At 68.8% G+C, this 25,083-nt stretch carries 26 protein-coding genes; 9 read left to right on the top strand and 17 right to left on the bottom strand.

Annotated features, from left to right (window positions below; all coding sequences use genetic code 11):
* A partial coding sequence (locus tag K206_RS0107275) for an aminotransferase class IV (protein WP_029043331.1) occupies positions 1-423 on the top strand: 423 nt, incomplete at its 5' end.
* A gap of 16 nt (positions 424-439) precedes the next feature.
* Here the strand turns inward: K206_RS0107275 and panB are convergent.
* From panB to hda, 6 genes are all read right to left on the bottom strand, one after another.
* Positions 440-1,261 (bottom strand): 3-methyl-2-oxobutanoate hydroxymethyltransferase, encoded by an 822-nt coding sequence (gene panB / locus K206_RS0107270; protein ID WP_020201753.1) that lies wholly within the window; start codon positions 1,259-1,261, stop codon positions 440-442.
* 140 nt (positions 1,262-1,401) lie between these two features.
* Complete coding sequence (locus K206_RS0107265; protein ID WP_020201752.1) at positions 1,402-2,043, bottom strand: deoxynucleoside kinase; 642 nt, start codon at positions 2,041-2,043, stop codon at positions 1,402-1,404.
* Between the two features lie 78 nt (positions 2,044-2,121).
* Positions 2,122-2,643: a 2-amino-4-hydroxy-6-hydroxymethyldihydropteridine diphosphokinase gene (gene folK / locus K206_RS0107260; protein ID WP_020201751.1), complete on the bottom strand. Its 522-nt coding sequence runs from the start codon at positions 2,641-2,643 to the stop codon at positions 2,122-2,124.
* Positions 2,643-4,268 carry a polynucleotide adenylyltransferase PcnB gene (gene pcnB / locus K206_RS0107255; protein ID WP_020201750.1) on the bottom strand — a complete coding sequence of 542 codons (1,626 nt, stop codon included), beginning with the start codon at positions 4,266-4,268 and terminating at the stop codon, positions 2,643-2,645. Before pcnB ends, folK begins: the two co-directional genes overlap by 1 nt.
* A gap of 1 nt (position 4,269) precedes the next feature.
* Positions 4,270-4,944 (bottom strand): HAD family phosphatase, encoded by a 675-nt coding sequence (locus K206_RS0107250; RefSeq protein ID WP_029043330.1) that lies wholly within the window; start codon positions 4,942-4,944, stop codon positions 4,270-4,272.
* 115 nt (positions 4,945-5,059) lie between these two features.
* On the bottom strand, positions 5,060-5,767 hold the full coding sequence (gene hda / locus K206_RS0107245; protein WP_020201748.1) for a DnaA regulatory inactivator Hda: 708 nt from the start codon (positions 5,765-5,767) through the stop codon (positions 5,060-5,062).
* A gap of 278 nt (positions 5,768-6,045) precedes the next feature.
* Between hda and purM the strand changes: the two genes are divergently transcribed.
* The gene (gene purM, locus K206_RS0107240; protein ID WP_020201747.1) at positions 6,046-7,098 is read left to right on the top strand and encodes a phosphoribosylformylglycinamidine cyclo-ligase; all 1,053 of its coding nucleotides are present in this window, start codon (positions 6,046-6,048) and stop codon (positions 7,096-7,098) included.
* A gap of 353 nt (positions 7,099-7,451) precedes the next feature.
* Here purM and K206_RS0107235 read toward each other — a convergent pair whose 3' ends face one another.
* The 3 genes from K206_RS0107235 to mutL form a co-directional block, all read right to left on the bottom strand.
* Positions 7,452-7,961, bottom strand: a complete 510-nt coding sequence (locus K206_RS0107235; RefSeq protein WP_020201746.1) for a GNAT family N-acetyltransferase — start codon at positions 7,959-7,961, stop codon at positions 7,452-7,454.
* A gap of 115 nt (positions 7,962-8,076) precedes the next feature.
* Positions 8,077-9,045 carry a tRNA (adenosine(37)-N6)-dimethylallyltransferase MiaA gene (gene miaA / locus K206_RS0107230; protein WP_020201745.1) on the bottom strand — a complete coding sequence of 323 codons (969 nt, stop codon included), beginning with the start codon at positions 9,043-9,045 and terminating at the stop codon, positions 8,077-8,079.
* 16 nt (positions 9,046-9,061) lie between these two features.
* A complete protein-coding gene (mutL, locus tag K206_RS0107225; RefSeq protein WP_020201744.1) occupies positions 9,062-11,080 on the bottom strand; it encodes a DNA mismatch repair endonuclease MutL in 2,019 nt (672 codons plus the stop codon).
* 133 nt (positions 11,081-11,213) lie between these two features.
* Here mutL and K206_RS0107220 point away from each other — a divergent pair, with 133 nt between their 5' ends.
* Positions 11,214-11,840: a VTT domain-containing protein gene (locus tag K206_RS0107220; RefSeq protein WP_369796869.1), complete on the top strand. Its 627-nt coding sequence runs from the start codon at positions 11,214-11,216 to the stop codon at positions 11,838-11,840.
* Between the two features lie 24 nt (positions 11,841-11,864).
* Here the strand turns inward: K206_RS0107220 and K206_RS0107215 are convergent, their stop codons facing one another.
* Both K206_RS0107215 and murJ read right to left on the bottom strand, forming a co-directional pair.
* Positions 11,865-12,713, bottom strand: coding sequence for a SirB1 family protein (locus tag K206_RS0107215; RefSeq protein WP_020201742.1), 849 nt, complete (start codon positions 12,711-12,713; stop codon positions 11,865-11,867).
* Between the two features lie 188 nt (positions 12,714-12,901).
* Positions 12,902-14,455: a murein biosynthesis integral membrane protein MurJ gene (murJ, locus tag K206_RS0107210; RefSeq protein WP_020423702.1), complete on the bottom strand. Its 1,554-nt coding sequence runs from the start codon at positions 14,453-14,455 to the stop codon at positions 12,902-12,904.
* Between the two features lie 381 nt (positions 14,456-14,836).
* On the opposite strand from murJ, the gene rpsT reads away from it, so the two are divergent.
* Positions 14,837-15,103 carry a 30S ribosomal protein S20 gene (gene rpsT / locus K206_RS0107205; RefSeq protein WP_020201740.1) on the top strand — a complete coding sequence of 89 codons (267 nt, stop codon included), beginning with the start codon at positions 14,837-14,839 and terminating at the stop codon, positions 15,101-15,103.
* 276 nt (positions 15,104-15,379) lie between these two features.
* Here the strand turns inward: rpsT and K206_RS0107200 are convergent, their stop codons facing one another.
* The gene (locus K206_RS0107200) at positions 15,380-15,679 is read right to left on the bottom strand and encodes a DUF3579 domain-containing protein (RefSeq protein ID WP_020201739.1); all 300 of its coding nucleotides are present in this window, start codon (positions 15,677-15,679) and stop codon (positions 15,380-15,382) included.
* Between the two features lie 402 nt (positions 15,680-16,081).
* Between K206_RS0107200 and argF the strand changes: the two genes are divergently transcribed.
* The 3 genes from argF (at position 16,082) to K206_RS0107185 (ending at position 18,901) form a co-directional block, all read left to right on the top strand.
* Entirely contained in the window at positions 16,082-17,005 is a 924-nt protein-coding gene (gene argF / locus K206_RS0107195) for an ornithine carbamoyltransferase (RefSeq protein ID WP_020201738.1), read from the top strand.
* A gap of 197 nt (positions 17,006-17,202) precedes the next feature.
* Positions 17,203-18,432, top strand: coding sequence for an argininosuccinate synthase (locus tag K206_RS0107190; RefSeq protein ID WP_029043329.1), 1,230 nt, complete (start codon positions 17,203-17,205; stop codon positions 18,430-18,432).
* A gap of 157 nt (positions 18,433-18,589) precedes the next feature.
* Positions 18,590-18,901 carry a pyrimidine/purine nucleoside phosphorylase gene (locus tag K206_RS0107185; protein WP_020201736.1) on the top strand — a complete coding sequence of 104 codons (312 nt, stop codon included), beginning with the start codon at positions 18,590-18,592 and terminating at the stop codon, positions 18,899-18,901.
* Positions 18,902-18,983: 82 nt separating this feature from the next.
* Here the strand turns inward: K206_RS0107185 and murB are convergent, their stop codons facing one another.
* A complete protein-coding gene (murB, locus tag K206_RS0107180; RefSeq protein ID WP_029043328.1) occupies positions 18,984-20,027 on the bottom strand; it encodes a UDP-N-acetylmuramate dehydrogenase in 1,044 nt (347 codons plus the stop codon).
* 153 nt (positions 20,028-20,180) lie between these two features.
* On the opposite strand from murB, the gene K206_RS0107175 reads away from it, so the two are divergent.
* Positions 20,181-20,666, top strand: coding sequence for a YajQ family cyclic di-GMP-binding protein (locus K206_RS0107175; RefSeq protein ID WP_020201734.1), 486 nt, complete (start codon positions 20,181-20,183; stop codon positions 20,664-20,666).
* 42 nt (positions 20,667-20,708) lie between these two features.
* Here K206_RS0107175 and K206_RS0107170 read toward each other — a convergent pair whose 3' ends face one another.
* The 3 genes from K206_RS0107170 to K206_RS0107160 form a co-directional block, all read right to left on the bottom strand.
* Positions 20,709-21,161 carry a DUF192 domain-containing protein gene (locus K206_RS0107170; protein WP_020201733.1) on the bottom strand — a complete coding sequence of 151 codons (453 nt, stop codon included), beginning with the start codon at positions 21,159-21,161 and terminating at the stop codon, positions 20,709-20,711.
* A 196-nt stretch (positions 21,162-21,357) separates the two neighbouring features.
* Entirely contained in the window at positions 21,358-21,576 is a 219-nt protein-coding gene (locus K206_RS0107165) for a hypothetical protein (protein ID WP_020201732.1), read from the bottom strand.
* A gap of 118 nt (positions 21,577-21,694) precedes the next feature.
* Positions 21,695-22,354, bottom strand: coding sequence for a pseudouridine synthase (locus tag K206_RS0107160; protein WP_020201731.1), 660 nt, complete (start codon positions 22,352-22,354; stop codon positions 21,695-21,697).
* A gap of 325 nt (positions 22,355-22,679) precedes the next feature.
* Between K206_RS0107160 and icd the strand changes: the two genes are divergently transcribed.
* The gene (icd, locus tag K206_RS0107155) at positions 22,680-23,930 is read left to right on the top strand and encodes an NADP-dependent isocitrate dehydrogenase (RefSeq protein ID WP_020201730.1); all 1,251 of its coding nucleotides are present in this window, start codon (positions 22,680-22,682) and stop codon (positions 23,928-23,930) included.
* Between the two features lie 182 nt (positions 23,931-24,112).
* Here icd and K206_RS0107150 read toward each other — a convergent pair whose 3' ends face one another.
* Entirely contained in the window at positions 24,113-24,835 is a 723-nt protein-coding gene (locus K206_RS0107150; RefSeq protein ID WP_020201729.1) for a hypothetical protein, read from the bottom strand.
* Positions 24,836-25,083: the final 248 nt, after the last annotated feature.

Genomic DNA, 25,083 nt, shown 5'->3' with positions numbered 1-25,083 from the left:
GGCGCGCTGGCGCCGCTGGCCGCCGCGCCGGTCGCGGCGCTGCTGGCGCCGCAGCCGCTGCCGGACGCGGACCCGCTGCGCCGCCACAAGACCAGCGCGCGCGCCGTGTTCGACGCCGGCTGGCAGGCCGCCGAGCGCGCCGGCGCGTTCGACAGCCTGTTCTTCAACACGCGCGGCGAACTGCTCGAAGGCGGGCGCAGCTCAGTGTTCGTCAAGGTGGATGGCGAGTGGCTGACGCCGCCGCTGGCGGCGCACGTCCTGCCCGGCGTGATGCGCGCGGCGGTGCTGGCCGACGGCGCGCGCTACCTGGGCGGGCCGGCGCGCGAGGCCGTGGTCACGCGCGCCATGCTGGCGCGCCGCGAGGCGCTGGCGCTGGCCAACGCGCTGCGCGGCGTGCTGCCGGCGGTGCTGGCCGCCGGCTGAGGCAGGGTCAGGCGGATCAGGCGGAGAAGGTGTGCTCCGCCGCCGGGAAGCTGCTGTCCTTCACGGCCGCCACGTAGGCGCGCACGGCGGCCTCGATCGACGCGGCGCCTTCCATGAAGTTGCGCACGAACTTGGCCTTGCGGCCCGGGTAGACGTTGATCATGTCCTGCAGCACCAGCACCTGGCCCGAGCAGTCCACGCCCGCGCCGATGCCGATGGTGGGAATCGTCAGCAGGCCCGTGACCACGCCCGCCAGCGCCGCCGGCACCGCTTCCATCACGATCAGCTGCGCGCCCGCGGCCTGCAGCGCGAGGGCGTCGCGCTTGAGCTGCGCGGCGCTCTCGTCGGTCTTGCCCTGCACCTTGAAGCCGCCCAGCGCATGCACCGACTGCGGCGTCAGGCCGATGTGCGCGCACACCGGGACGCTGCGCTCGACCAGGAACTGCACGGTCGGCGCGAGCCAGTCGCCGCCTTCGAGCTTGACCATCTGCGCGCCCGCGCGCATCAGCGTGGCGGCGCTGGCGAAGGCGGTCTCGGGCGTGGGGTAGGTGCCGAACGGCAGGTCCGCCACCAGCAGCGCGCTCTGATTGCCGCGCGCCACGCATTCGGTGTGGTAGGCCATCTGTTCCAGCGTCACGGGCAGCGTGGTCTGCTGGCCCTGCATGACGTTGCCGAGGGAGTCGCCGACCAGCAGCACTTCGACGCCGCAGTAGTCGAGCAGCGCGGCGAAGCTGGAGTCGTAGGCGGTCAGCATGGCGATCTTTTCGCCGGCGGCGCGCATCGCCTGCAGCTTGGGAATGGTGACGGTCTTGCGGGAGGGATCGAGGAGGTAGCTCATGACGTTGGGCCGGTAGAGAGACGGGAGGCGGGCGGGCCGCTTCAGGCCATGCGGCGGGCCGTTGTCCCCTGCAATCCGCTTTGCCGCGGTGCGCGGCAGCGGCTGCTGTCGTTATGGTCGGGCTGGCAGGCGGGAACCTGTCAGGGCGCAGCGAGATTGAGAAAGGCCTTGCGGCCGCGCATGTCTTCGATGCGCGACAGTAGTGTACGGAAATCGCCGTCGTTGTCCACCGGGTTGAAGTGGGCGGTATCGACGATCATCACCGGCGCCTCGTCGTAGCGGTGGAACAGCTCGCCGTAGGCGCCGCACAGGCGCTCCAGGTAGGTGTCGTCGATGCTGGACTCGCCGGGCGCGTTGCGCCGCGCGATGCGCTCGCGCAGCAGCGCGGGCGAGGCCTGCAGCACGATCACCAGGTCCGTGCGCTGGCTCTGCGCGGGCAGGCGCGCGGCGAGGGCGTCGTACAGCGCCAGCTCGTCCTCGGGCAGCGTCAGGCCCGCGTAGAGCCGGTCGCGGGCATGGAGGAAATTGCCCACCATGCGCTGGCCGGCCAGCAGCGCCGCCTGCCACGCCTGCAACTGCTGCGCGCGCTGGTTCAGCAGCGACAGCTGCAGCGGCAGCGCGTAGCGCGCCGGCTCGCGGTAATAGCGGTCGAGGAAGGGATTGCCGCGGGCGCCGTCGAGCAGCTCGCCGGCGCGCAGGGTTTGCGCCAGGCGCTGCGCCAGCGCCGTCTTGCCGGCGCCGATGGGGCCTTCCACCACGATCCTGCGCAGATGTTCGAGCATGGGCGGGTCCGGTCGGCTAGGGGAGGCGGGCCGGGGAGCGCGACGTTTCCTGACGGCGCGCCCCGGGATGCCGCGCCGTCAGGAAGCGTCGCGCGCTTCCGTTTTCTGCCGCGTGCACTGGCAGAACGAGAATTTCTCGATGCGCTGCGTATTGACCGCTGGCAGGAAGTCGGCGGCCGGGCCGCGGCCCGGGATCACCAGCGCGGGGTCCAGCTCCAGCAGCGGCACCAGCGTGAAGGCGCGCTCGGCCACGCGCGCATGCGGCACCGTGAGATGCTCGTCGCCGTGGATCTCGTCGCCGAACAGCAGCAGGTCGAGGTCGAGCGTGCGCGGCGCGTTGCGGAACGGGCGCTCGCGGCCGAACTGGTCCTCGATGTGGTGGCAGATGCGCAATAGCTGGGCCGCGGTGAACGGGGTTTCCACCTTCACCACCGCGTTGAAGTAGTCGTCGCCGCCCGCGTCGACCGGGGCCGTGCGGTAAAGCGACGATCTCGCCAGCACCGTGATGCCGACCTGCTGGGCCAGGCACACGATGGCATCCTTGAGGGCCTGCCGGGCATCGCCCAGGTTGGCCCCGATGCCGATAAAGGCAACTGTCATTACGATTCCTCCGGCTGGACGCGCACCTTGCCGGCGTTCCGGTCTTCAGCCGAGCCGGCATCCTGGCTCGCGTCCATATCACTCCGGGAGGAAACTTTATCCGATTTCCGCGGACTGCGCCGGCGGCGCTTCTTGCGCGCCGGGCCGCCGCTCTCGCTGCCGTCGCCGCCATCGCCGCCGTCCCAGTCGCCGGACGGTTCGCCGCCGTCGGGGCTGCCGCCACCGCTGCCGCCGCCACCGCCCTGCTTGCCGCCGCGCGGCGGGCGCACGGCGTCGATCAGGGCCTCGCGGCGCTCGCCGTCGGCGTTCTGGAAGTCCTGCCACCAGCGCGCCAGCTCGGCCGGCTGCTCGCCGGAGTCGCAGCGCAGCTGCAGGAAGTCGAAGCCGGCGCGAAAGCGCGGCGACTCGATCAGGCGGTGCGGCATGCGGCCCACGCGCTTCTCGAAGCGCGGCTGCATGCCCCAGATGTCGCGCATGTCGGTGACGAAGCGGCGCTGGATGGCGAGCTGGCCGGTCTGGCGCTCGAGCACGTCGTCCATCGCCGTGTTGAGCGCGGCGATGGCGTGCTCGCCCTGCTCGCGCAGCGCGGTCCAGCGCTGCAGCACGTGGTGCCACAGCAGCGCGGCGAACAGGAAGCCCGGCGAGACCGGCTTGCCGACCTGCACGCGCTGGTCGGTGTTGTCGAGCGCCAGCTGCACGAAGCGCTGGCCCATCGGCTGCTCGATCGCCACGTCCAGCAGCGGCAGCAGGCCCTTGTGCAGGCCGGCCTTGCGCAGCTCCTGCAGCGAGGCCCAGGCGTGGCCGGACATCAGCAGCTTGAGCATCTCGTCGAACAGGCGCGCGCTGGGCACGTTGTGGATCAGCGAGGCCAGGTCGGCGATCGGCTGGCGCGTGTCCTCGTCGATGCCGAAGCCGGTCTTGGCGGCGAAGCGCACCACGCGCAGCATGCGGATCGGGTCCTCGCGGTAGCGCGTGACCGGGTCGCCGATCATGCGCAGCGTGCGCGCGCGGATGTCTTCCATGCCGTGATGGTAGTCATACACCGTCTGCTCGGCCGGGTCGTAGTACATCGCGTTGATGGTGAAGTCGCGGCGTTCCGCGTCCTCCGCCTGCGAGCCCCACACGTTGTCGCGCAGCACGCGGCCCGAGGCGTCGATCGCGTGGGTCTTGCTGTCGAGCTCGGCGCGCTTGAGGCGGCGCCCCTCGGGCAGGGTCTCGCTGGCCACCGCGTCGACCAGCGCGCGGAAGGTGGAGACCTCGATGATCTCCTGCTCGCGCCCGCCGTAGAAGGTCACGTGCACGATCTGGAAGCGCCGGCCGATGATGCGCGAGCGGCGGAACAGCGCCTGCACCTGGTCGGGCGTGGCGTTGGTGGCGACGTCGAAGTCCTTGGGCTTGATGCCCAGCAGCAGGTCGCGCACCGCGCCGCCCACGATGAAGGCCTGGTAGCCGGCCTGCTGCAGCGTGGAGGTGACCTTGATGGCGTTGCGCGAGATCAGCGACTGGTCGATCTGGTGCTCGTCGTGCGGCACGATGTGCGGCGTGCCGGCGCGGCCACGGCGTTTGACGGGGCGCTGCTGGGGGCCCGGCTTGCCGAGCAGCCGGTTGATTAGCTTCTTGATCACGTCAGAACAGATCCATGATGCGCCAGCCGGCCGCGGCGGCGTGGTGACGCAGGCGATCGTCCGGGTTGGCGGCGATCGGTTCGCTGACCTTTTCCAGTAGCGGCAGGTCGTTGGCCGAATCGCTGTAGAAGGTGGTGGTTTCGAAGGCATCCCACTGGGTGCCCATGCTCTTGAGCCAGGCTTCGACGCGGGCGATCTTGCCCTCGCGGAAGCTCGGCAGGCCCGCCACCTCGCCGGTGAAGGCGCCGTCCGGCTGCCCGTTGGCGGTGGCCGGCTCGGTGGCGATCAGGTGCTTGATGCCGAAGGCGGCGGTGATCGGCGCGGTGACGAAGCTGTTGGTGGCGGTGACCACCGCGCACAGGTCGCCGGCGTCGAGGTGCTTGTAGACCAGCGCGCGCGCCTGCGGCGTGATGACCGGATCGATCACTTCGCGCATGAACTGCTTGCGCCAGGTTTCGAGGCGGTCGCGCGGATTGGCCGCCAGCGGCGCCAGCGCGAAGCGCAGGAAGGCTTGTATATCCAGGGTGCCTGCCTTGTACTGCCCGTAGAACTCCTCGTTCTTGCGGCGGTAGGTTTCCTCGTCGACGACGCCCAGGCGCACGAGGAAGCGCCCCCATTCGTGGTCGCTGTCGGTCGGGAGCAGGGTATGGTCGAGGTCGAACAATGCCAGATTCATGGGCGGCGATTTTACATTAACGTGATTGTTGCCGGTTTCTTGGCGTCGCTGCGCCCCAACGCAGGCAAGCACGCGGCATGCCAGGGGCTGCGGGGGCGGTGCCGGCTGCGTGCGCTCACTCGCGCAGCTCCGCGAACATTTCCCGCAGCAGCGGCAGCGTGACGGCGCGCTTGCGCTCGAGCGAATAGGTGTCGAGCGCGTCCAGCAGCGCCATCAGGCTGGGCATGTCGCGGTAGTGGCGCGTGACCAGCCAGTGCGGGATCTCGGGCGAAAGCTGCAGGCCGCGCTCGCGCGCGGCCTGCACCAGCGCGGTCATCTTGTCTTCGTCCGACAGCGGCGCGAGCTGGTAGACCAGGCCCCAGCCCAGCCGCGTGCGCAGGTCCTCGCGCACCGGCATGGCCAGCGGCGCCACGCTGCCGGCCACCACCAGTGCGGTGCGCACGTGGGCGCGCACTTCGTTGTAGAGCGAGAACACGGCGATCTGGCGCGCTTCGTCGAGCAGTTCCACGTCGTCGACCGTGTAGAGCTGGCAGCTCGGATCGAAGATGAAGTCCGACAGCGCGTGGTGCGGGCTCAGGTAGCGGCAGCGGATGCCGGCCTGGTAGCCGCTCTCGCACACCGCGTGCAGCAGGTGGGTGCGGCCCGAGCCGGTCTCGCCCCACAGGTAGATCAGGCGGTCGGGCGCGCGCTCCTGCGCCACCGCCGGGGCCAGGTCGCGCAGGCGCTGCACCGGCTCGCGGTTGGCGGCCACGAAGAAATTCTCGAAGGTCGACGGCGGCGGGCTGCCAAGTTCAAGCGAAAGCTGCTTGGGGCGCGGATACATGGCTTTTCGGTTACCTGGGGTGAAGGCCTGCTGCCCGGTAAACGCGCCGCCCCGCGCCCGCGCCGACCGCGGCCGGCACGTGGGGGCGCCGGCCGCGGTCGGCAGCGGTGGCGTGCATCGGCAGTGAATGGGGGCAAGACTTCATGACGCGAAGAACCGGAAACTGGAAGGCGGCAGCCTGTATCCGTTAAAATTGCGATTCTACTGGACTCGCGGCCGCAAATCGCCGTCGTGAGCGCCGCATTCCTCACTTCATACCCCCAGGACGAGCAGGTTCTATGAGCGCATCCCCCACTTCCGGCCAGGCAGGCCTTTCCTACCGCGATGCCGGCGTCGATATCGATGCGGGCGACGCGCTTGTCGACCGCATCAAGCCGTTCGCCAAGCGCACCATGCGCGAGGGCGTGATGGCCGGCATCGGGGGCTTCGGCGCGCTGTTCGAATTGTCGAAGAAATACCAGGAGCCGGTGCTGGTGTCCGGCACCGACGGCGTGGGCACCAAGCTCAAGCTGGCCTTCCAGCTCAACCGCCACGACACCGTGGGCCAGGACCTGGTGGCCATGAGCGTCAACGACATCCTGGTGCAGGGCGCCGAGCCGCTGTTCTTCCTCGACTACTTCGCCTGCGGCAAGCTCGACGTGGAGACCGCCGCCACCGTGATCCAGGGCATCGCCCACGGCTGCGAGCTGGCCGGCTGCGCGCTGATCGGCGGCGAGACCGCCGAGATGCCGAGCATGTACCCGGACGGCGAATACGACCTGGCCGGCTTCGCCGTCGGCGCGGTCGAGAAAAGCCGCATCATCGACGGCAGCGCCATCGTGCCGGGCGACGTGGTGCTGGGCCTGGCCTCGTCGGGCGCGCACTCCAACGGCTACTCGCTGGTGCGCAAGATCATCGAGGTGGCCCGGCCCGACCTGAACGCCGATTTCCACGGCCAGCGCCTGCAGGACGCCATCATGGCGCCCACGCGCATCTACGTGAAGCCGCTGCTGTCGCTGATCGAGACCCTGCCGGTCAAGGGCATGGCCCACATCACCGGCGGCGGCCTGACCGAGAACGTGCCGCGCGTGCTGGCGCAGAACGTGGCCGCCGTGCTCCAGCGCGACGCCTGGACCCTGCCGCCGCTGTTCCAGTGGCTGCAGGCCCAGGGCAACGTGGCCGACGACGAGATGCACCGCGTGTTCAACTGCGGCATCGGCATGGTGGTGATCGTGGCGAAGGAAGACGCCGCGCGCGCCATCACCCATCTGCAGGCCGCCGGCGAAGCCGTGTGGCAGATCGGCGAGATCCGCGAGCGCGCCGAAGGCCAGGCGCAGACCGTGGTGGTCTGAGCGTTCCGGCTGTTCCCGTACGCTTGCCGAAGCCGCCAGATACGCCCACGCCGTCAGCGCTAGCCCAAGCAAGGTGTTCTCCCTCTCCCCTCACGGGGAGAGGGGCGGTTTGACCAGGAGCCACATCAAGCGGGGCCAGCGGTGTGGTCCAGCGTAGCGGCCAGGAACGAAGCCAATGGTGTTGTCCAGCACGGCAGCATTCGCCGGCGCCGGCCCTCTCCCCCGGCCCCTCTCCCGCAAGCGGGAGAGGGGAGCAAACCGAGGGCAATGAACGACGCCGCCAGATGCGCCCACACCGCGCGAGCTAGCCCAAACAACGCGCAAACCGGCGGTGGCTCTGCAACTGCGCCAGTTCAGCCAGCCGCCCCCATCTTCGCCAGCGCGTCGCCGGTCACGCGGCAGATGCGCCAGTCCGGCAGCACGTCGGCGCCCATCGCGCGGTAGAAGTCGATCGACGGCGTGTTCCAGTCCAGCACGGTCCATTCGAAACGGCCGCAGCCGCGCTCGACCGCCAGCGCCGCGAGGTGCCGGAGCAGCGCCTTGCCCATGCCGTGGCCGCGCCAGGCCGGGTCCACGTAGAGGTCTTCCAGGTAGAGCCCGCGCCTTGACAGGAAGGTCGAGAAATTGTGGAAGAACAGGGCGAAGCCGACCGCCTGCGGGCCTTGCGCGCCGGGCACTTCCACCAGCACCGCCTCGGCCAGCGGGCGCGCGCCGAACAGCGCTTCCTCCAGCTTGCGCGGCGTGGCTTCGACCAGATGGGTCAGCTTTTCGTATTCGGCCAGCGCGGAGATCAGCGTGAACAGGGTTTCGCAGTCGGCGGCGGTGGCGGGGCGCAGGGTGAAGGCGGGAGCGGAGGCGGGCATGGCGGGTCGCGGGATCGTCAGTCGATAAGCGGCGATTATCGCGTATCCATCACTTCGGCTCCGATTCGGTCCCGATTGCGATGCCGCTGCGGCATTCAGGCGGCGCGCCGCCTCGTCATGCCTGCCCGATGCTTGCCAGCCGCGCCACCTGCGCCGCGTAGTCGGGCGCGAGGCAGTCCACCACCTCGCGCTCGGGCGTGCTGCGCAGCCAGGTCAGCTGGCGCTTGCAGAGCTGCCGCGTGGCGGCGATGCCGCGCTCGCGCATGGTGGCGTAGTCGGTTTCGCCGTCGAGGTATTCCCACACCTGGCGGTAGCCCACGCAGCGGATCGAGGGCAGCGTCGGCTGCAGGTCGCCGCGCGCGCGCAGGCGCTCCACTTCCTCGATGAAGCCGCCGGCCAGCATGGCGTCGTAGCGCGCCGCGATGCGCGCGTGCAGCGCGGCGCGGTCGGACGGCTCGAGCGCGATCACGCGGTAGCGCCGGTCGGCGGCGCCGGCGAAGGTGCGCTCGTCGGCCTGGCGCGCCAGCAGCGCCGACATGGGCTGGCCGGTGAGGCGGTGGATCTCCAGCGCGCGCTGGATGCGCTGGGCGTCGTTGGGCGCCAGCCGCGCGGCGGTGACGGGATCGACCTGGGCCAGCATCGCATGCAGCGCCGGCCAGCCGCGCGCGGCGGCGAGCGCGTCGAGTTCGGCGCGCACCGCGGCGTCGGCCTGCGGCAGGTCGTTCAGGCCCTGCGTGAGCGCCTTGTAGTAGAGCATGGTGCCGCCCACGATCAGCGGCGCGCGGCCGCGCGCGCGGATCTCGCCGGTCAGGCGCTCGGCGTCGGCCACGAACTGCGCGGCCGAATAGCTCTCGGCCGGGTCGATGATGTCGATCAGGTGGTGCGGCACCGCGGCCAGTTCGGCGGCGGACGGCTTGGCGGTGCCGATGTCCATCCCGCGGTAGACCAGCGCCGAGTCGAGGCTGATGATCTCGACCGGCGCGCGCGCGGCCAGCGCCAGCGCGGCGGCGGTCTTGCCCGACGCGGTGGGGCCGAGCAGGCAGACGACGGGCGCGGCGTGGCCGGCGGAGGCGGGGGCTGTCACGGCGGGCGCGGCGGGCTTACTGGCCGCGCAGGAACAGCCGGTCCAGCTCGGCCACCGACAACTGCACCCAGGTGGGCCGGCCGTGGTTGCACTGGTCGGCACGCTCGGTCTGCTCCATCTGGCGCAGCAGCGCGTTCATCTCTTCCACGGTGAGCTTGCGGTTGGCGCGCACGGCGCTGTGGCAGGCCAGCGTGGCGAGCAGCTCGTTCTGCCGCTCGGCCAGCACGCGCGAGCCGCCGAACGACTGCAGGTCGCGCAGCACGTCGCGCGCCAGCGCCTCGGTGTCGGCCTGCTTGAGCAGCGCCGGGATGGCGCGCACCGCGAGCGTGGTGGGCGACACCGGCGCGATGTCGAAGCCCAGCAGCGCGAGCGTGTCCTGGTGTTCCTCGGCGGCGCCGATCTCCACCGGGCTGGCGGTCAGCGTGACCGGGATCAGCAGCGGCTGCACGGCGAGCTCGCGCGCGTCGAGCGCGGTCTTGATCTGCTCGTAGAGGATGCGTTCGTGGGCGGCGTGCATGTCGACCAGCACCAGCCCGCGCGCGTTCTGCGCGAGCACGTAGATGCCGTGCAGCTGGGCGATGGCGAAGCCGAGCGGGTGGGCGTCGTCGGCCGCGGATTCTTCCCGCGGCGGCGCCGTTTCGAGCAGGCCGGGCGGGTCGTTCTCGCGGGCGGCACGGGCATCGGCCAGCCAGGCCGGCGGCGTGCCGGCGCCATCCGCATGGCCGCCGGGCGCCGGCGCGGCCGGGCGCGCGAAGCCGCCGCCGGGCTGGATCGCGTCGCGCACCATGCCGAGGTAGGCCTGGCGCGGCTGCATGACGCCGAGCTCGGTCTGGCGCGCGGCGGCGGTGTAGTCGACCCAGGGCCGCACGCCGGCACCGCTGCCGGCACTCATGCCGCCGCCGCCGGGCGCGCCGCCCCTTGCCGGCAGCGCGCCGCCGAGGCCGCCGCCGAGGCCGCCACCGCGCGGCGGCGGGGGCGCCTCGGCATCGCCGGTCGTGCTGTGCAGGCTGTCGCCCTGCGCGCCGGCCTGGCGGGCCAGGCAGCGCTGCACGGCGTGGTAGACGAACTGGTGCACCGCGCGCGATTCGCGGAAGCGCACCTCGATCTTGGACGGGTGCACGTTCACGTCCACCATTTCCGGCGGCAGGTCCATGCACAGCACATAGGACGGGAAGCGGTCGCCGTGCAGCACGTCCTGGTAGGCGCTGCGCACCGCGTGGGTGAGCAGCTTGTCGCGCACGTAGCGGCCGTTGACGAAGAAGAACTGCTGGTCTGGGCGGCCGCGCGAGGCGGTCGGCAGGCCGGCGAAACCGTACAGGTGCAGGGTGTCGGCTTCCTCGTCGAGCGGCAGGCGGGCGCGCGCGAAATCGGCGCCGAGCACCTGCGCCGTGCGCGTGGCCACGTCGCCGGCGTTCCAGTGCTCCATCGGGCGGCCGTTGTGATGGACCGTGATGGCGACGTCCGGGCGCGCCAGCGCCACGCGCCGCACCATCTCCAGGCAATGCCCGAACTCGGTCTGCTCGGACTTCAGGAACTTTCTGCGCGCCGGCGTGTTGAAGTACAGGTGCTGCACGTCGACGGTGGTGCCGACGCCGCCGGAGGCCGGCTGCACCTTGCCGCTGTCGGCGGCGACCAGCGTGGCATGCGCGTCGTCGGCGGTGCGGCTGGTCAGCGTCAGCTCGGAGACCGAGGCGATCGAGGCCAGCGCCTCGCCGCGAAAGCCCAGCGTCAGCACGGATTCGAGCTCGTCGAGCGAGGCGATCTTGCTGGTGGCGTGGCGCATCAGCGCGACCGGCAGCTCGGCCGCGGGGATGCCGCAGCCGTTGTCGGCGATCACGATGCGGCGCACGCCGCCTTCCTCCAGGCGGATGTTGAGCTGGGTGGCGCCGGCGTCCAGCGCGTTCTCCAGCAGCTCCTTGACCACGGAGGCGGGGCGCTCGACCACCTCGCCGGCCGCGATCTGGCTGATCAACTGGTCGGGCAGCGGGCGGATGGGACGCAGGGGCTGGGCAGGGCGGATGGCTTCGGCGGGCATGGCGGAATTATACGTGCGCGTGCCCCTCGCCCGCAGGGCGCCGCAGGTGGCTTTGGCGCCGGTGCGGTCTTGTATGATGTCGGCTAGATCTAGAACGGGGATTCAATTGGACATCGCTTTGCAGTTCATCGACATGCTGCTGCACGTCGACAAATACCTTGGCACGGTCATCCAGAACTATGGCGGATGGGTCTATGCGATCCTCTTCGCCATCGTCTTTGCCGAGACCGGCCTGGTGGTGCTGCCGTTCCTGCCGGGCGATTCCCTGCTTTTCATCGCCGGCGCCTTCTGCGCCACGGGCGCCATGAACGAATGGGCGCTGGTCGGGCTGCTGCTGGTGGCGGCCGTGGGCGGCAATACCGTCAACTACCTGGTGGGCAGCTGGGTGGGCCCCAAGGTGTTCGACGGGCACTGGCGCTTCCTCGACCAGACGGCACTGCGCAAGACGCACAATTTCTACGAGCGCCACGGCGGCAAGACGCTGGTGATGGCCCGCTTCCTGCCGATCGTGCGCACCTTCGCGCCGTTCGTCGCGGGCGTGTCGCAGATGACCTTCGCCAAGTTCCAGTTGTTCAACGTGCTGGGCGCGGCCGCCTGGGTGCTGGGCCTGGTGTTCGCCGGCTACTTCTTCGGCAACCTGCCGTTCATCAAGCAGTACCTGAACCTGATCGTGCTGGCCGGCATCGGCGCGGCCATCGTGCCGCTGGTGCTGGGTGGGCTGTGGAAGCTGGTGCGCGGCGGCAAGCGCCGCACGTCCTGAGGCGCCGCGGCGCTCAACCGGAGCTCAGCTGACGCTGCGGCTCATCAGGCGCAGCGCCGGCATGCGGTCGCGGATCTGGGTGGTGTCGGCCGCGTCGGGCCGCGCCATCACGTAGGCTTCGAGGTCTTCGAGCGCCGGGCGGAAGCACTCCAGGTTGGCGTAGGCCAGGCCGCGGTCGCGCACTTCCTCGATCGAGCCCGGCAGCAGGATCACCAGCCGGTTCTGCACCGCCAGCAGGCGCTGCCAGCGCGATTCCTGCAGGTAGATCGACTTGAGGTTGCGCAGCACGCGCGCCACGATCTCGCGGTGGCTGGCCACCTGCAGGAACAGTCCCAGCGGCACCTCGTTGGGATCGGCGATGCCTTCGCGCTCCAGGTGCGGGTCCAGCATGTCCTGCAGCTGTTCCTTGGACAGCGTCTCGCCCGTGAGCGGGTCCACCACCACCTCGCCGGCCGGGATCGACATCCGCACCAGGAAATGGTTGGGAAAGGACACGCCCTTGAGCGGCAGGCCGATCTGCTGCCCCAGCTCCATGTAGAGCACCGCCAGCGAGATGGGAATGCCGCGGCGCTGCTTGAGCACCACGTTCAGGTAGGAATTGTCCGGGTCGTAGTAGTCGTTCGCGTTGGCGCCGAAGCCCAGGTCGCGGTAGAAGAAATGATTGAGCAGGCGCAGGCGCTGGATGGCCGGCGTGCCCTCGGCGACGCGGCGCTTGAGCCGGACCGCGAGCATGTCGAGCGCGGCCAGTTCCGACTGCAGGTCAAGGTCAGGATAGGCATCCTGGGCGATCGAGAGCACCGTCTCGGTCAGCGGGATGCCGTGCTCGTCTGCCACGAGGCTGGCGAAGTAGTCCAGGACTTTCGTGGTTGTCATCGCGGCATTCCCGAAGACGGCAGGGCGGCGGTCGCGCGGCCGCCCGCCCTGGCGCGGCCGCCTTGTCTCATTCTGGCACTCATTGTGGCACCACCTCGCTTGCCTTGACCCTGCACCGCACATGGCCATCCGGCTCTGCGCCGCGCACTCCTGGGCGCGGCATCCGGCGGATTGGCTGGCGGGGCTTCCTAGCCGGCTCTGCGCTTGAACGCGGAGTATCTCAGCCCCATGAGCCACAGTGTACCGAAGTAGACGACCGCCGCAAGTACCAGGCACGAGCCGAGCAGGGCGATGCGCAGCAGCGGCGTGGCGCCCAGGCCCACCCAGTCGAAGGTGCGGGCGAACCACAGCAGCATGCCGGCCAGCAGCAGCACGGCGGTCAGCAACTGGGCCAGGAACAGCAGCCAGCCCCGGGCCGGCGTGTAGAAACCGCGCCGGCGCAGGCCCAGGAACAGCAGCAGCGCATTGACCGTGGCGCCGAAGCTGATCGACAGCGCCAGCCCGGCATGGCCCATGCGCGGCACGAACACGTAGTTGGACAGCTGCGTGATCACCAGCACCAGCAGCGCGATCTTGACCGGCGTGCGGATGTCCTGGCGCGCGTAGAAGCCCGGCGCCAGGATCTTGATGAGGATCAGGCCGAGCAGGCCGGTGCCGTACGACACCAGCGCCTGGCGCGTCATTTCCACCGCGTGGGCGTCGAACTTGCCGTAGTTGAACAGCACCGCGGTCAGCGGCGTGCCGAACACGAACAGCCCCACCGCGCACGGCACCGCCAGCAGGAAGGTCAGGCGCAGGCCCCAGTCGAGCAGGCCGGAGTATTCGTCGCGGTTGCCCTCGGCGCTGGCCTTCGACAGGCTCGGCAGCAGGATGGTCCCGAGCGCCACGCCCAGCAGCGCGGTGGGGAACTCCATCAGGCGGTCGGCATAGGTCAGGTAGGACACGCTGCCGGCGGCCAGCCGCGAGGCGATGTTGGTATTGATGATGAGGCTGATCTGCGCCACCGAGACCGCCAGCAGGGCCGGCGCCATCTGCCGCATGACGCGGCGCACGCCCGGGTCCGACCAGGCCGCGCGCAGGTTGAAGCTCAGCCGCGGCATCACGCCGAGCCGCCGCAGCGCGGGGATCTGCACCGCCAGCTGCAGCACGCCGCCGACCAGCACGCCCCACGCCTGCGCGTAGATCGGCTGCGCCATGCGCGGCCCGACGAACAGCGCGGCCGCGATCAGGCACAGGTTGAGCAGCACCGGCGTGAAGGCCGGCATGGCGAAGCGGCGCCAGGTGTTGAGGATGCCCGAGGCCAGCGCCACCAGCGAGATCAGGCCGATGTAGGGGAACATCACGCGCGTCATGAAGACCGCGGCGTCGTAGGTCTCGCCGCCCTGCTGGTGAAAGCCGGTGGCCACCACCAGCATCACCAGCGGCGCGCCGACCACGCCCAGCAGCGACACGCCCATCAGCACCCAGGTCATGACCGTGGCCACGGCGTCGATCAGCGCGCGCGTCTCGTCCTCGCCGCGCTTGCTGTGGTATTCGCCGAGGATCGGCACGAAGGCCTGCGAGAACGCGCCCTCGCCGAAGATGCGGCGCAGCAGGTTGGGGATGCGGAAGGCCACGTTGAAGGCGTCGGTCATGTCCGAGGCCCCGAAGGCGCGGGCGATCAGGATCTCGCGCATGAGGCCGGTGATGCGCGACAGCATCGTCAGGCTGCTGATGGTGGCGAGCGCTTTGAGCAGGTTCAAGGTGGTCGGCGGCAAGGGGGAGAGGCTGCGGCGGCATGCTGCCAGCCGTCGGGCGGACCGGCTTGAGACGCCGGGCGCGCGCCGAAGTTGCATCGGGGCCACGCCGGGCGCGCCGGTGTGGCGCGTATTATACGGTCCGGCCCGGTGGCTTCCCGCGCGCGGCCCCATGCGTCACCCGCACGTCACCCACCTGTCCGCCGATGCGGGCGAGCTTGCCAGTGGCTTTTTCTTGTGTGTATAATTGCCGATTCACAAGGATAGTTGCGTTCCGGATTCGTGTGCCAGTGCATCCCGGGTCGCTTGATGTGCACTTAATTGTGCCTGCGGTTACGTCCCAGTACGTCCGTGGAGCACGCATCTGAATTCAGGAAATCTACTTAAATGGCAAATTCCGCACAAGCCCGCAAGCGCGCTCGCCAGGCCGTCGCCCAAAACGCTCACAACTCCAGCCTGCGCTCGCGTCTGCGCACCGCCGTGAAGGCCGTCCGCAAGGCCATCGAAGCCGGCGACAAGGCTGCCGCCGCCGAGATCTTCAAGAACTCGCAAGCGATCATCGACTCCATCGCCGACAAGAAGATCGTGCACAAGAACAAGGCTGCACGCCACAAGTCGCGCCTGTCGTCGGCCATCAAGTCGATGGCTGCCTGATAGCGGCCGCGGCGCCGGGCTGACGCCGGGCGCCTCCGGCCTCGTGCCGACCAGCATGGGTCGCGCCGGATAACCGGCGCGGAGCATGGCGGCACGGTGGATGGCCGGAACGCGGGATCGCCACGGCGCGGTTTCGCACAATGCAAGAAGCTCGTCATTCGACGAGCTTTTTTGTTTTCCGCTTTCCTTGCGCGCTGTCTTTTTCCTGGCCCCGGCGCCGGCCGCCCGGCAATCCCGCCGGCACCGCCGCGGCGATGCCGGTCCCGCGCGCTCCGCTCAGTCGAGCGAGCAGGCTTCGACCAGTTGCAGGTTGTTGTCGCGCGCGAAGTTGAGCACGAAGTCGAGCGCCTTGGGTTCGATGTCGCGCAGCCGCACGTCGACCACCACGGTCTTGACGTTGCCCGTCATCACGGGCCGCACGTAAGGCGAGTAGGTGATGCGGGGGTCCCCGGTGTCTCCCTCGGGGCGGAATTGCGCCATCACGCCGCACAGCCGCTCTGCCCAGTCGCTCGGACGGAAGGTCTTGCCTTCCCTGGTGATGCCTTGGATGAAATATTCGCGAACGATGGGCTTCATTGGACTGCGGGGATAAGACGGGTGACTCGACGGTAAACCCGCCAGACTTCGTCCAGACGCAAAGCCCGTTTGACGCGGCCGGGAAACGTTTGGTTCGTTTCTTTTCCAGGCCTGGACAGCGGGGCGTCGGTGTCGGCGGGGGCACTTTTGATGCCGGCGGCGGGCAGCGGCATCGGTATGCCTGGCCCCGCGTGAATCAGCCAGTATTATATCTTATATAAGACCTGAGCATAAGCTCCGGGGCCACCTTCGCGCGCCCCGCAGGCTCGCCAAAGCAGGAATAATCCCTTATGATTCTTGCAGTTAAATTGCGCAAGCGACGCGAAAGGCGGCTCCGCGGCATGCTCAGGCCATGAAACCCTTCATGGCGGCGTGCCCCCACCGAGCCGCCTTCTTTGTTTTATGAGCCCAACTTCGATCAAGCATTACCTCCAGTTCAGCGACCTGACTCCCGACGAGTACGAGTACCTGCTGGACCGCGCGCGGATTCTGAAGGCCAAGTTCAAGAATTACGAGACATGGCACCCGCTGCACGACCGCACGCTGTCCATGATCTTCGAGAAGAATTCGACCCGCACGCGCCTGTCGTTCGAGGCCGGCATCCACCAGCTCGGCGGCCACGCGGTGTTCCTCAACACGCGCGATTCCCAGCTCGGGCGCGGCGAGCCGATCGAGGATGCGGCGCAGGTGATCTCGCGCATGGTCGACATCATCATGATCCGCACCTTCGGCCAGGAGATCATCGAGCGCTTCGCCGCGCATTCGCGCGTGCCGGTGATCAACGGGCTGACCAACGAATACCATCCCTGCCAGGTGCTGGCGGACGTGTTCACCTACATCGAGCAGCGCGGCAGCATCCGCGGCAAGACCGTGGCGTGGATCGGCGACGCCAACAACATGGCCTACACCTGGATCCAGGCGGCCGAGCGGCTCGGCTTCAACTTCCATTTCTCGGCGCCGCCGGGCTACCAGCTCGACCCGGCGATGGTGCCGGCCTCGGCCGCGCACCTGGTCAACGTGTTCGCCGATCCGCTGGCCGCGTGCCAGGGCGCGGACCTCGTCACCACCGACGTGTGGACCAGCATGGGCTTCGAGGCCGAGAACGACGCGCGCAAGCGCGCGTTCCAGGACTGGATGGTGACCACGGTCATGATGGACCGTGCCAATCCCGACGCGCTGTTCATGCACTGCCTGCCCGCCCACCGCGGCGAGGAAGTCGAGGCGGCGGTGATCGACGGTCCCAAGAGCGTGGTGTGGGAAGAGGCCGAGAACCGCCTGCACGTGCAGAAGGCCCTGATGGAATACCTGCTCTGCGGCCGCTACTGAGCGGGGCGCCGGCCGGAAACGCCGCGCGCAGCGCATGGCGCACATCCGGCGCGCCGGCGCCGCGGGCCCGCGCGGCCTGAGGGCCGGAAGTGCCGCCCAAGCCCGGGCGGACGTGTCAAAATAGCGGTTTTCCGCATCAATTTCTCGCGTGTCCGGCAACCATGCCGGCCGCGCTTACTTTGCGCATCGAGTCGAACATGAGCGATATCAAGAAAGTCGTGCTTGCCTACTCCGGCGGGCTGGACACTTCGGTGATCCTGAAGTGGCTGCAGGACACCTATCAATGCGAGGTGGTCACCTTTACCGCCGACATCGGCCAGGGCGAGGAACTCGAGCCGGCCCGCCAGAAGGCGCTCAAGTTCGGCATCAAGCCCGAGAACATCTTCATCGACGACCTGCGCGAGGAATTCGTGCGCGACTTCGTCTTCCCGATGTTCCGCGCCAACGCGGTCTACGAAGGCGAATACCTGCTCGGCACCTCGATCGCGCGCCCGCTGATCGCCAAGCGCCAGATCGAGATCCTGCGCAGCACCGGCGCGGATGCCGTGTCGCACGGCGCCACCGGCAAGGGCAACGACCAGGTCCGCTTCGAGCTGGGCTACTACGGCCTCGAGCCGGGCGTGAAGGTCATCGCGCCGTGGCGCGAGTGGGACCTGCTGTCGCGCGAGAAGCTGCTGGCCTACGCCGAGAAGGCCGGCATCGACATCGACATGAAGCACAAGAAGGGCGGCGCGCCGTACTCGATGGACGCCAACCTGCTGCACATCTCGTTCGAAGGCCGCCACCTCGAAGACCCCAAGGCCGAGGCCGAGGAAGACATGTGGCGCTGGACCGTGTCGCCCGAGAATGCGCCTGACGCGGCCGAGTACCTTGACATCGAATTCGACGGCGGCGACATCGTCGGCCTGAACGGCAAGCGCCTGTCGCCGGCCGAAGTGCTGACCGAGCTGAACCGCCTCGGCGGCAAGCACGGCATCGGCCGCCTGGACCTGGTGGAAAACCGCTACGTCGGCATGAAGAGCCGCGGCTGCTACGAAACCCCCGGCGGCACCATCATCCTCAAGGCCCACCGCGCCATCGAGTCGATCACGCTCGACCGCGAAGTCGCGCACCTGAAGGACGACCTGATGCCGCGCTACGCCAGCCTGATCTACAACGGCTACTGGTGGAGCCCGGAACGCCGCGCGCTGCAGGTCCTGATCGACCACACCCAGGCCAAGGTCAACGGCTGGGTCCGCGTCAAGCTGTACAAGGGCAACGTCATCGTGGTCGCGCGCGACTCGAAGGACACGCTGTTCGACAAGACCATCGCGACCTTCGACGACGACGGCGGCGCCTACAACCAGGCCGACGCCGGCGGCTTCATCAAGCTCAACGCGCTGCGCATGCGCATCGCCGAGAACGCGCGCCGCCAGCGCGGCGAGTAACGCCCGCAGACGGCTACCGGCCTGGCACGGGCCGGCAGCAGATGGCAGCAGGGAAGAGGGGCCGCCACGGCCCCTTTTTTTTGCGCCGCGCCGCTGCCGCCGCTATCGCCGGCACCGCCCCCAGAGACACCCAGAACCGCATCAAAGGAGAAAAAGCATGAGCCAGTTCGACAACGTTTCCGTCGTCAAGAAAGCCAACCTCTACTTCGACGGCAAGTGCGTCAGCCACACCGTGCTGTTCCCGGACGGCACCCGCAAGACGCTGGGCGTGATCTTCCCCGCCGCGCTGACCTTCAACACGGGCGCGCCGGAAATCATGGAGATCAACGCGGGCAGCTGCCGCGTGCGCCTGGCCGGCGAGGCGCAGTGGAACACCTACGGCGCGGGCCAACGGTTCGACGTGCCGGGCAACAGCAGCTTCGACATCGAAGTGCTGGAAACCCTGGACTACGTCTGCCACTTTGCCTGAAGCACGCGCCTGAAAAGCGCACCCGAAGGACGCACCCGAAGGCCGCACCCGAAGCACGGCGCCGCGCCCGCCCGGGCGCGGCCTAGAGGATGACCGGCTCGGGCTCGATGCGCACGCCGAAGCGCGCCGCCACCGTCTCGGCGATGCGCTGCGCCAGCGCCAGCAGTTCCTGCCCGTTGCCGCCGCCGTGGTGCACCAGCACCAGGGCCTGCTTGCCGTACACGCCGACCGCGCCGTCGCGCAGGCCCTTGAGACCGCACTGGTCGATCAGCCAGCCGGCCGCCAGCTTGTAGCTGCCGTCGGGCTGGGCATGGCTGACCAGCCCGGGATGCCGGGCCAGCAGCGCGTCGCGCTGCGCCGCGCTCACCACCGGATTCTTGAAGAAGCTGCCCGCGTTGCCGATCTCGGCCGGGTCGGGCAGCTTGCGCGAGCGGATCGCGATGATGGCGTCGCGGATGCGCGCGGCGCTGACCGGCGCGTTTGACGCATCCGAGGTATCTGGCGCATCCGGCCCCTGGGCGATTTCCCGCGCCAGTTCCGCGTAGCCCAGCACCGGCTGCCACGGCCGCGGCAGCCGCAGCGTGACCGCGGTGATGATGTAGCGGTCGCGGCCCTCGGCCTTGAACAGGCTGTCGCGGTAGGCGAAGCGGCACTGCTCGCGCGTGAGCGTGACGAATGCGCCGGCCTGGCGGTCCCAGGCGCGCAGGCTGTCGAAGCGCTCGCGCAGCTCCACGCCATAGGCGCCGATGTTCTGGATCGGCGCGGCGCCGGCGGTGCCGGGGATCAGCGCCAGGTTTTCCAGGCCCGGCATGCCGTCGGCGATGGCGCGGCAGACCAGCGCGTGCCAGTTCTCGCCGGCGCCGGCCGTCACCAGGAAAGCGTCGTCGGCCGCGCGGGCCGCGTAGCCCGGAATCTCCATCAGCAGCACCAGCGCGTCGAGGTCGCGCGTGAGCACCACGTTGCTGCCGCCGCCCAGCACCACCAGCGGCAGCCCCTGCGCGCGCGGGTCGGCCAGCGCCTGCCGCAAGTCGGCCTCGCTGCGCACATGCGCGGCGAAGCGCGCGCGCACGTCGAATCCCAATGTATTGTGGCGGCGCAGGGGATAAAATTCGTGGAAATCTGCCATGCAAGGGAAAGGTGAAGCGGCGGCCGCGCGGCGGCGCCGGACTGCAGGGTAGGTTGGATTATACGTAAGCGCCGCCGCCGGCCCGCCGCGGGCGGGCGGCGCTACACCGCAACATCAGCAACATCAGCAACAGGCAAGACAAGGAGAGTGCAAATGCCGTCGTTTGACGTAGTGTGCGAAGCGAACATGGTCGAGGTGAAGAACTCGGTCGAGCAGGCCAACAAGGAAATCACCACCCGTTTCGACTTCAAGGGATCGGACGCGCGGGTCGAGCACAAGGAAAACGAGCTGACCGCGTTCGCCGACGACGATTTCAAGCTCGGCCAGGTCAAGGACGTGCTGATCAACAAGATGGCCAAGCGCAACGTGGACGTGCGCTTCCTCGACTACGGCAAGACCGAGAAGATCAGCGGCGACAAGGTCAAGCAGGTCATCACCATCAAGAAGGGCGTCACCGGCGACCTGGCCAAGAAGATCGTGCGCCTGATCAAGGACAGCAAGATCAAGGTGCAGGCCAGCATCCAGGGCGACGCGGTGCGCGTGTCCGGCACCAAGCGCGACGACCTGCAGAACGTGATCGCGCTGCTGCGCAAGGACGTCCCCGAGGCGCCGCTGGACTTCAACAACTTCCGCGACTGATCCGGTCGCCGCGCGCGTCGGGCATGCCGCCGCGCCGTCCCGCTAGCGCGGCTGCGGCAGGCCGCCGATCTTCGCGCCGGCCTTCAGGCCCTTCTGCGCGAACCATCCCTTGTTCATCTCCAGCGCGTAGCGCACGGCCGCGCGCGGGCAATGGTTGTCTTCCGTCTGCGGCGCCATGTCCTCGATGTTGACGATGGCGCCGTCGTCGGCGAGGAAGGCGATCGACAGCGGCAGGTCGGTGTTCTTCATCCAGAAGCAGTGCCCGGCCTTGTCCTCGAAGACGAACAGCATGCCTTCGTTGGCGGGCATGTTCTTGCGGTACATCAGGCCCAGCTCGCGGGATTCCGGCGTGGCGGCGATTGCCGCCTTGATCGCGTACATGCCCGCGGTAAGCTGCCTGACCGGCAGGCCGCTGGCCGGCGCCTGGGCCAGCGCGGAAGTCAGGAAGGCAACGGCGCAGCCGCCGGCGAGAAGGAACGGGAGGACAGGACGCATGGAAGGGAAGCGGCGGATGACGGGTTCAGGACAGCCGCCAGCATAACGCAGCTATCGCGCGCGCGGCGCGCGCGATGGTTTCGCCGCGTTGCCCGGCCGGGCCGGCCGCGCGGCGGCCAACAAAAAAGGCAGGCGGCCCCGCGGGCAGCCTGCCTTTCGCATGCCGGACGCAAGGTCCGGCGCGCCAGCAGTGAACTTACTGGGCGGCCGGCGCGTCAGCCTTGGCAGCCGCAGCAGCCTTGGCCTTGCGAGCGTGCTTGGCGTGGCTCTTCTTGGCGCTCTTGGCCGGCTTGGCAGCCGGAGCTTCCGCTGCGGGCGCCGCGGCGGCCGGAGCGGCCGGTGCGGGAGCGGCGGCTTGAGCGAAAGCGCCGGTGGCGAACAGGCCGGCGACCAGAGCAGCGATCAGTTTGTTCATGCTATCTACCTCGGAAGGTTGAATCGATTCGAAAGAGTGACTCGTGTGCGACGTGTCACTGTCAAAAACGAAGCGCGGCGGCGGGCCGTTGACCCGCGATCTGTTAATTTTTGTAACTTTATCGCCGCGGGCGCCCCGGACTCCGGGTTTGCCGCCCGGCCGGCGCGCGTGCCGTGTCCGCGCGCGGGGAGGGATGCGGGCGCGGCGCGGCGGCGGCGGGCAGGCCCAGATCCGCGGCCGAGACCTCGCACCACTGCCCGGGCGCCAGCCCGAGCGCGCGCAGGTCGAGCGCGCCGATCTTCACGCGCACCAGGCGCAGGGTGGGAAAGCCGACCGCCGCCGTCATGCGCCGCACCTGCCGGTTCTTGCCCTCGCGGATCTCCATTTCCAGCCATTGCGTCGGGATGGCGGCGCGGAACCGCACCGGCGGCTGGCGCGGCCACAGGAAGCCGGGCTCCTCGATCAGGCGCGCCTGCGCGGGCCGGGTGCGGAAGTCGCCGAGGTCCACGCCCGCGCGCAGGCGCGCGAGCGCGTCCGCGCCGGGCACGTTTTCCACCTGCACCAGGTAGGTCTTCGCCAGCTTGTGGTGCGGATCGGCGATGCGCGCCTGCAGGGCGCCGTCGTCGGTCAGCAGCAGCAGGCCCTCGCTGTCGGCATCGAGCCGGCCGGCCGGGTACACGCCGGGCAGCGCCACGCAGTCGGCCAGCGTCGGGCGCGACGGGTGCGCGGAAAACTGGCTCATGGTGCCGAAGGGTTTGTTCAGGGCGATCAGGGTCATGCGGAGGCTGGAAGACGATGCCGGCAACGCGCCGACGGGCGCCAGTATGCCGCAGCCGCGCGCCCGGCCGGCGGCCCGGCGCTGCGGCAGGGCGCCGTGGCGATGGCGGATCGCGGGATTTTGTTGCATAATGAAAGACAGTCTTATGTCTTATATAAGACTGGACTGGAACGCATTTGGCGTGCCACCGGCCGGCGGCTGTGTGCAACGCACCATCGCAGCTTCGGCGATCCCGCTAAAATGCCCCCGCGCTTCCCCATATCCCGCCGCCCGGCCCGCGCGCCTGGCGGCCTGTCCCATCCCCCCGTTCCGTACTGGAGACGTCATGTACCAACACATCAAGGTTCCGGCCGGTGACAAGATCACGGTCAACCAGGATTTCTCGCTGAATGTTCCGGACAATCCGATCATCCCCTTCATCGAGGGCGACGGAACGGGCCTGGACATCACCCCGGTGATGATCAAGGTGGTCGACGCCGCGGTGGCCAAGGCCTACGCCGGCAAGCGCAAGATCTCGTGGATGGAGATCTACGCCGGCGAGAAGTCGACCAAGGTCTACGGCCCCGACGTGTGGCTGCCCGAGGAGACGCTGCAGGCCCTCAAGGAATACGTGGTGTCGATCAAGGGCCCGCTGACCACGCCGGTCGGCGGCGGCATCCGCTCGCTGAACGTGGCGCTGCGCCAGCAACTCGACCTCTACGTCTGCCTGCGCCCGGTGGCCTACTTCAAGGGCGTGCCTTCGCCGGTGCGCGAGCCGCAGAAGATCGACATGGTGATCTTCCGCGAGAACTCGGAAGACATCTACGCCGGCATCGAGTGGGAAGCGGAAAGCGAGCAGGCCAAGAAGCTGATCGCCTTCCTGCAGAACGAGATGGGCGTCAAGAAGATCCGCTTCCCGGAAACCTCGGGCATCGGCGTCAAGCCGGTTTCCCGCCAGGGCACCCAGCGCCTGGTGCGCAAGGCCATCCAGTACGCGATCGACAACGACAAGCCCTCCGTGACCATCGTGCACAAGGGCAACATCATGAAGTTCACCGAAGGCGGCTTCCGCGACTGGGCCTACGAGCTGGCGCAGAAGGAATTCGGTGCCGAGCCGATCGACGGCGGCCCGTGGTGCAAGTTCAAGAACCCCAAGACCGGCCGCGAGATCGTCATCAAGGACGCCATCGCCGACGCCTTCCTGCAGCAGATCCTGCTGCGCCCGGCCGAATACTCGGTGATCGCCACGCTGAACCTGAATGGCGACTACATCTCCGACGCGCTGGCGGCCCAGGTCGGCGGCATCGGCATCGCCCCCGGCGCCAACCTGTCCGACTCGGTGGCCATGTTCGAAGCCACCCACGGCACCGCGCCGAAGTACGCCGGCAAGGACTACGTGAACCCGGGCTCCGAGATCCTGTCCGCCGAAATGATGCTGCGCCACATGGGCTGGACCGAGGCCGCCGACCTGATCATCTCGTCGATGGAGAAATCGATCCTGTCGAAGAAGGTCACCTACGACTTCGCCCGCCTGCTCGAAGGCGCCACGCAGGTGTCGTGCTCGGGCTTTGGCCAGGTGATGATCGACAATATGTAAGCGCTAGCTGCCAGCCGCCCCTTCTGGCTTGGAGGCGCGAGCCGGCCGGCCCCCGGGCTTCCGCGAGGAGGTGCCGGGGGTTTTTCATTGGTGCGCGCAGTCAGGATGAAACCGGATGGGATCGTGGCAGGCGGGGCTGCCCAGCCTGTCACCACCTCGGCATTCCGCAGCAATCCGGCGGATCACCAGCCCCGCCGAATCGGCACGTAGGTCCGAACGAACAGCCGGCTCTGTGCGCGGGCTGTCGACGCAATCTCGTCGGCGCCGACCTTCTCCAGGTTCTTCAGGTACTTGCGCGGCCGCGGCGGCGGCAGGAAGTCGTCGGGAATCGCGGTGATGCCGTCGAACAGCGAGGGCTGCATTTCCACTGACCTCTCGGCGCGCCGCAGTCGTCGACGAAGCGTGCAGACCGCTATCGCAAAGTGGTCCGCAATCGCCGGCCGGTCGTTTCCCATGTTGGCGAAGACTCGCAGGTAGGCCACGGCCTCGGCGAACCGCCCCATGAGCTGCCGTTCCTGCGTGCGCTCATCCTCGCGTGTCGCCAGTGCCAGGGAAGGGTCGGAGTCTTCCGGCGCGGCCAGGGCTGCCGCAACTGAGTTCTCCCGCGTCCCGCCGTCGTCGTTCTCGCGCTGTTCGTCCAGTCGCACAGCGAAGCGCAAGCGCTTGTCTGCGAAGTTCACAAAGCGATTGTAGAGACGGCCCAGGATCTGTTGATGGAAGCTCTTGTCGCCGGCGTCCGGCGGCGGGTCATGGTCCTGGCTCAATTCCTCGGCCAAGATCCATGCTTCCGCCTGCAGGTCTTCCACGGTGGCTTCGCCGCGTGAGCGGCTGGCGATGCGTCGCAGGTCTGAAAGAATGGCAGGGATGAGCTTGGCGAAGAACGCGCCGGCGGAACGGAGCGACACGATGTGGCCTGAACGGGAGAATTGCTGGCACCCTACGGCACGGATGTCGGGGTGCGCAATCAGACACTTACGATTTTGTGCCGCAACATGGAGGGGGCGGCGGGCTATCGCAGGATAGTGAAGGAGCTGAGGAGAATTCGACTCATATCCGACTGTGGTCCAGAGCCGGTGCCGATTTGCGGTCGACTTGCGCGGAATGATCGAGTTGCCGGCCGTTGCGGCGATAGATCGGACCACGGGAGTTCATG

The organism is Cupriavidus sp. WS (genome assembly GCF_000395345.1).
In the GTDB taxonomy this organism is placed as follows: Bacteria; Pseudomonadota; Gammaproteobacteria; order Burkholderiales; family Burkholderiaceae; genus Cupriavidus; species Cupriavidus basilensis_B.
The sequence above is the reverse complement of the archived record's forward strand: the minus strand, read 5'-3'. Positions and strand labels throughout refer to the sequence as shown.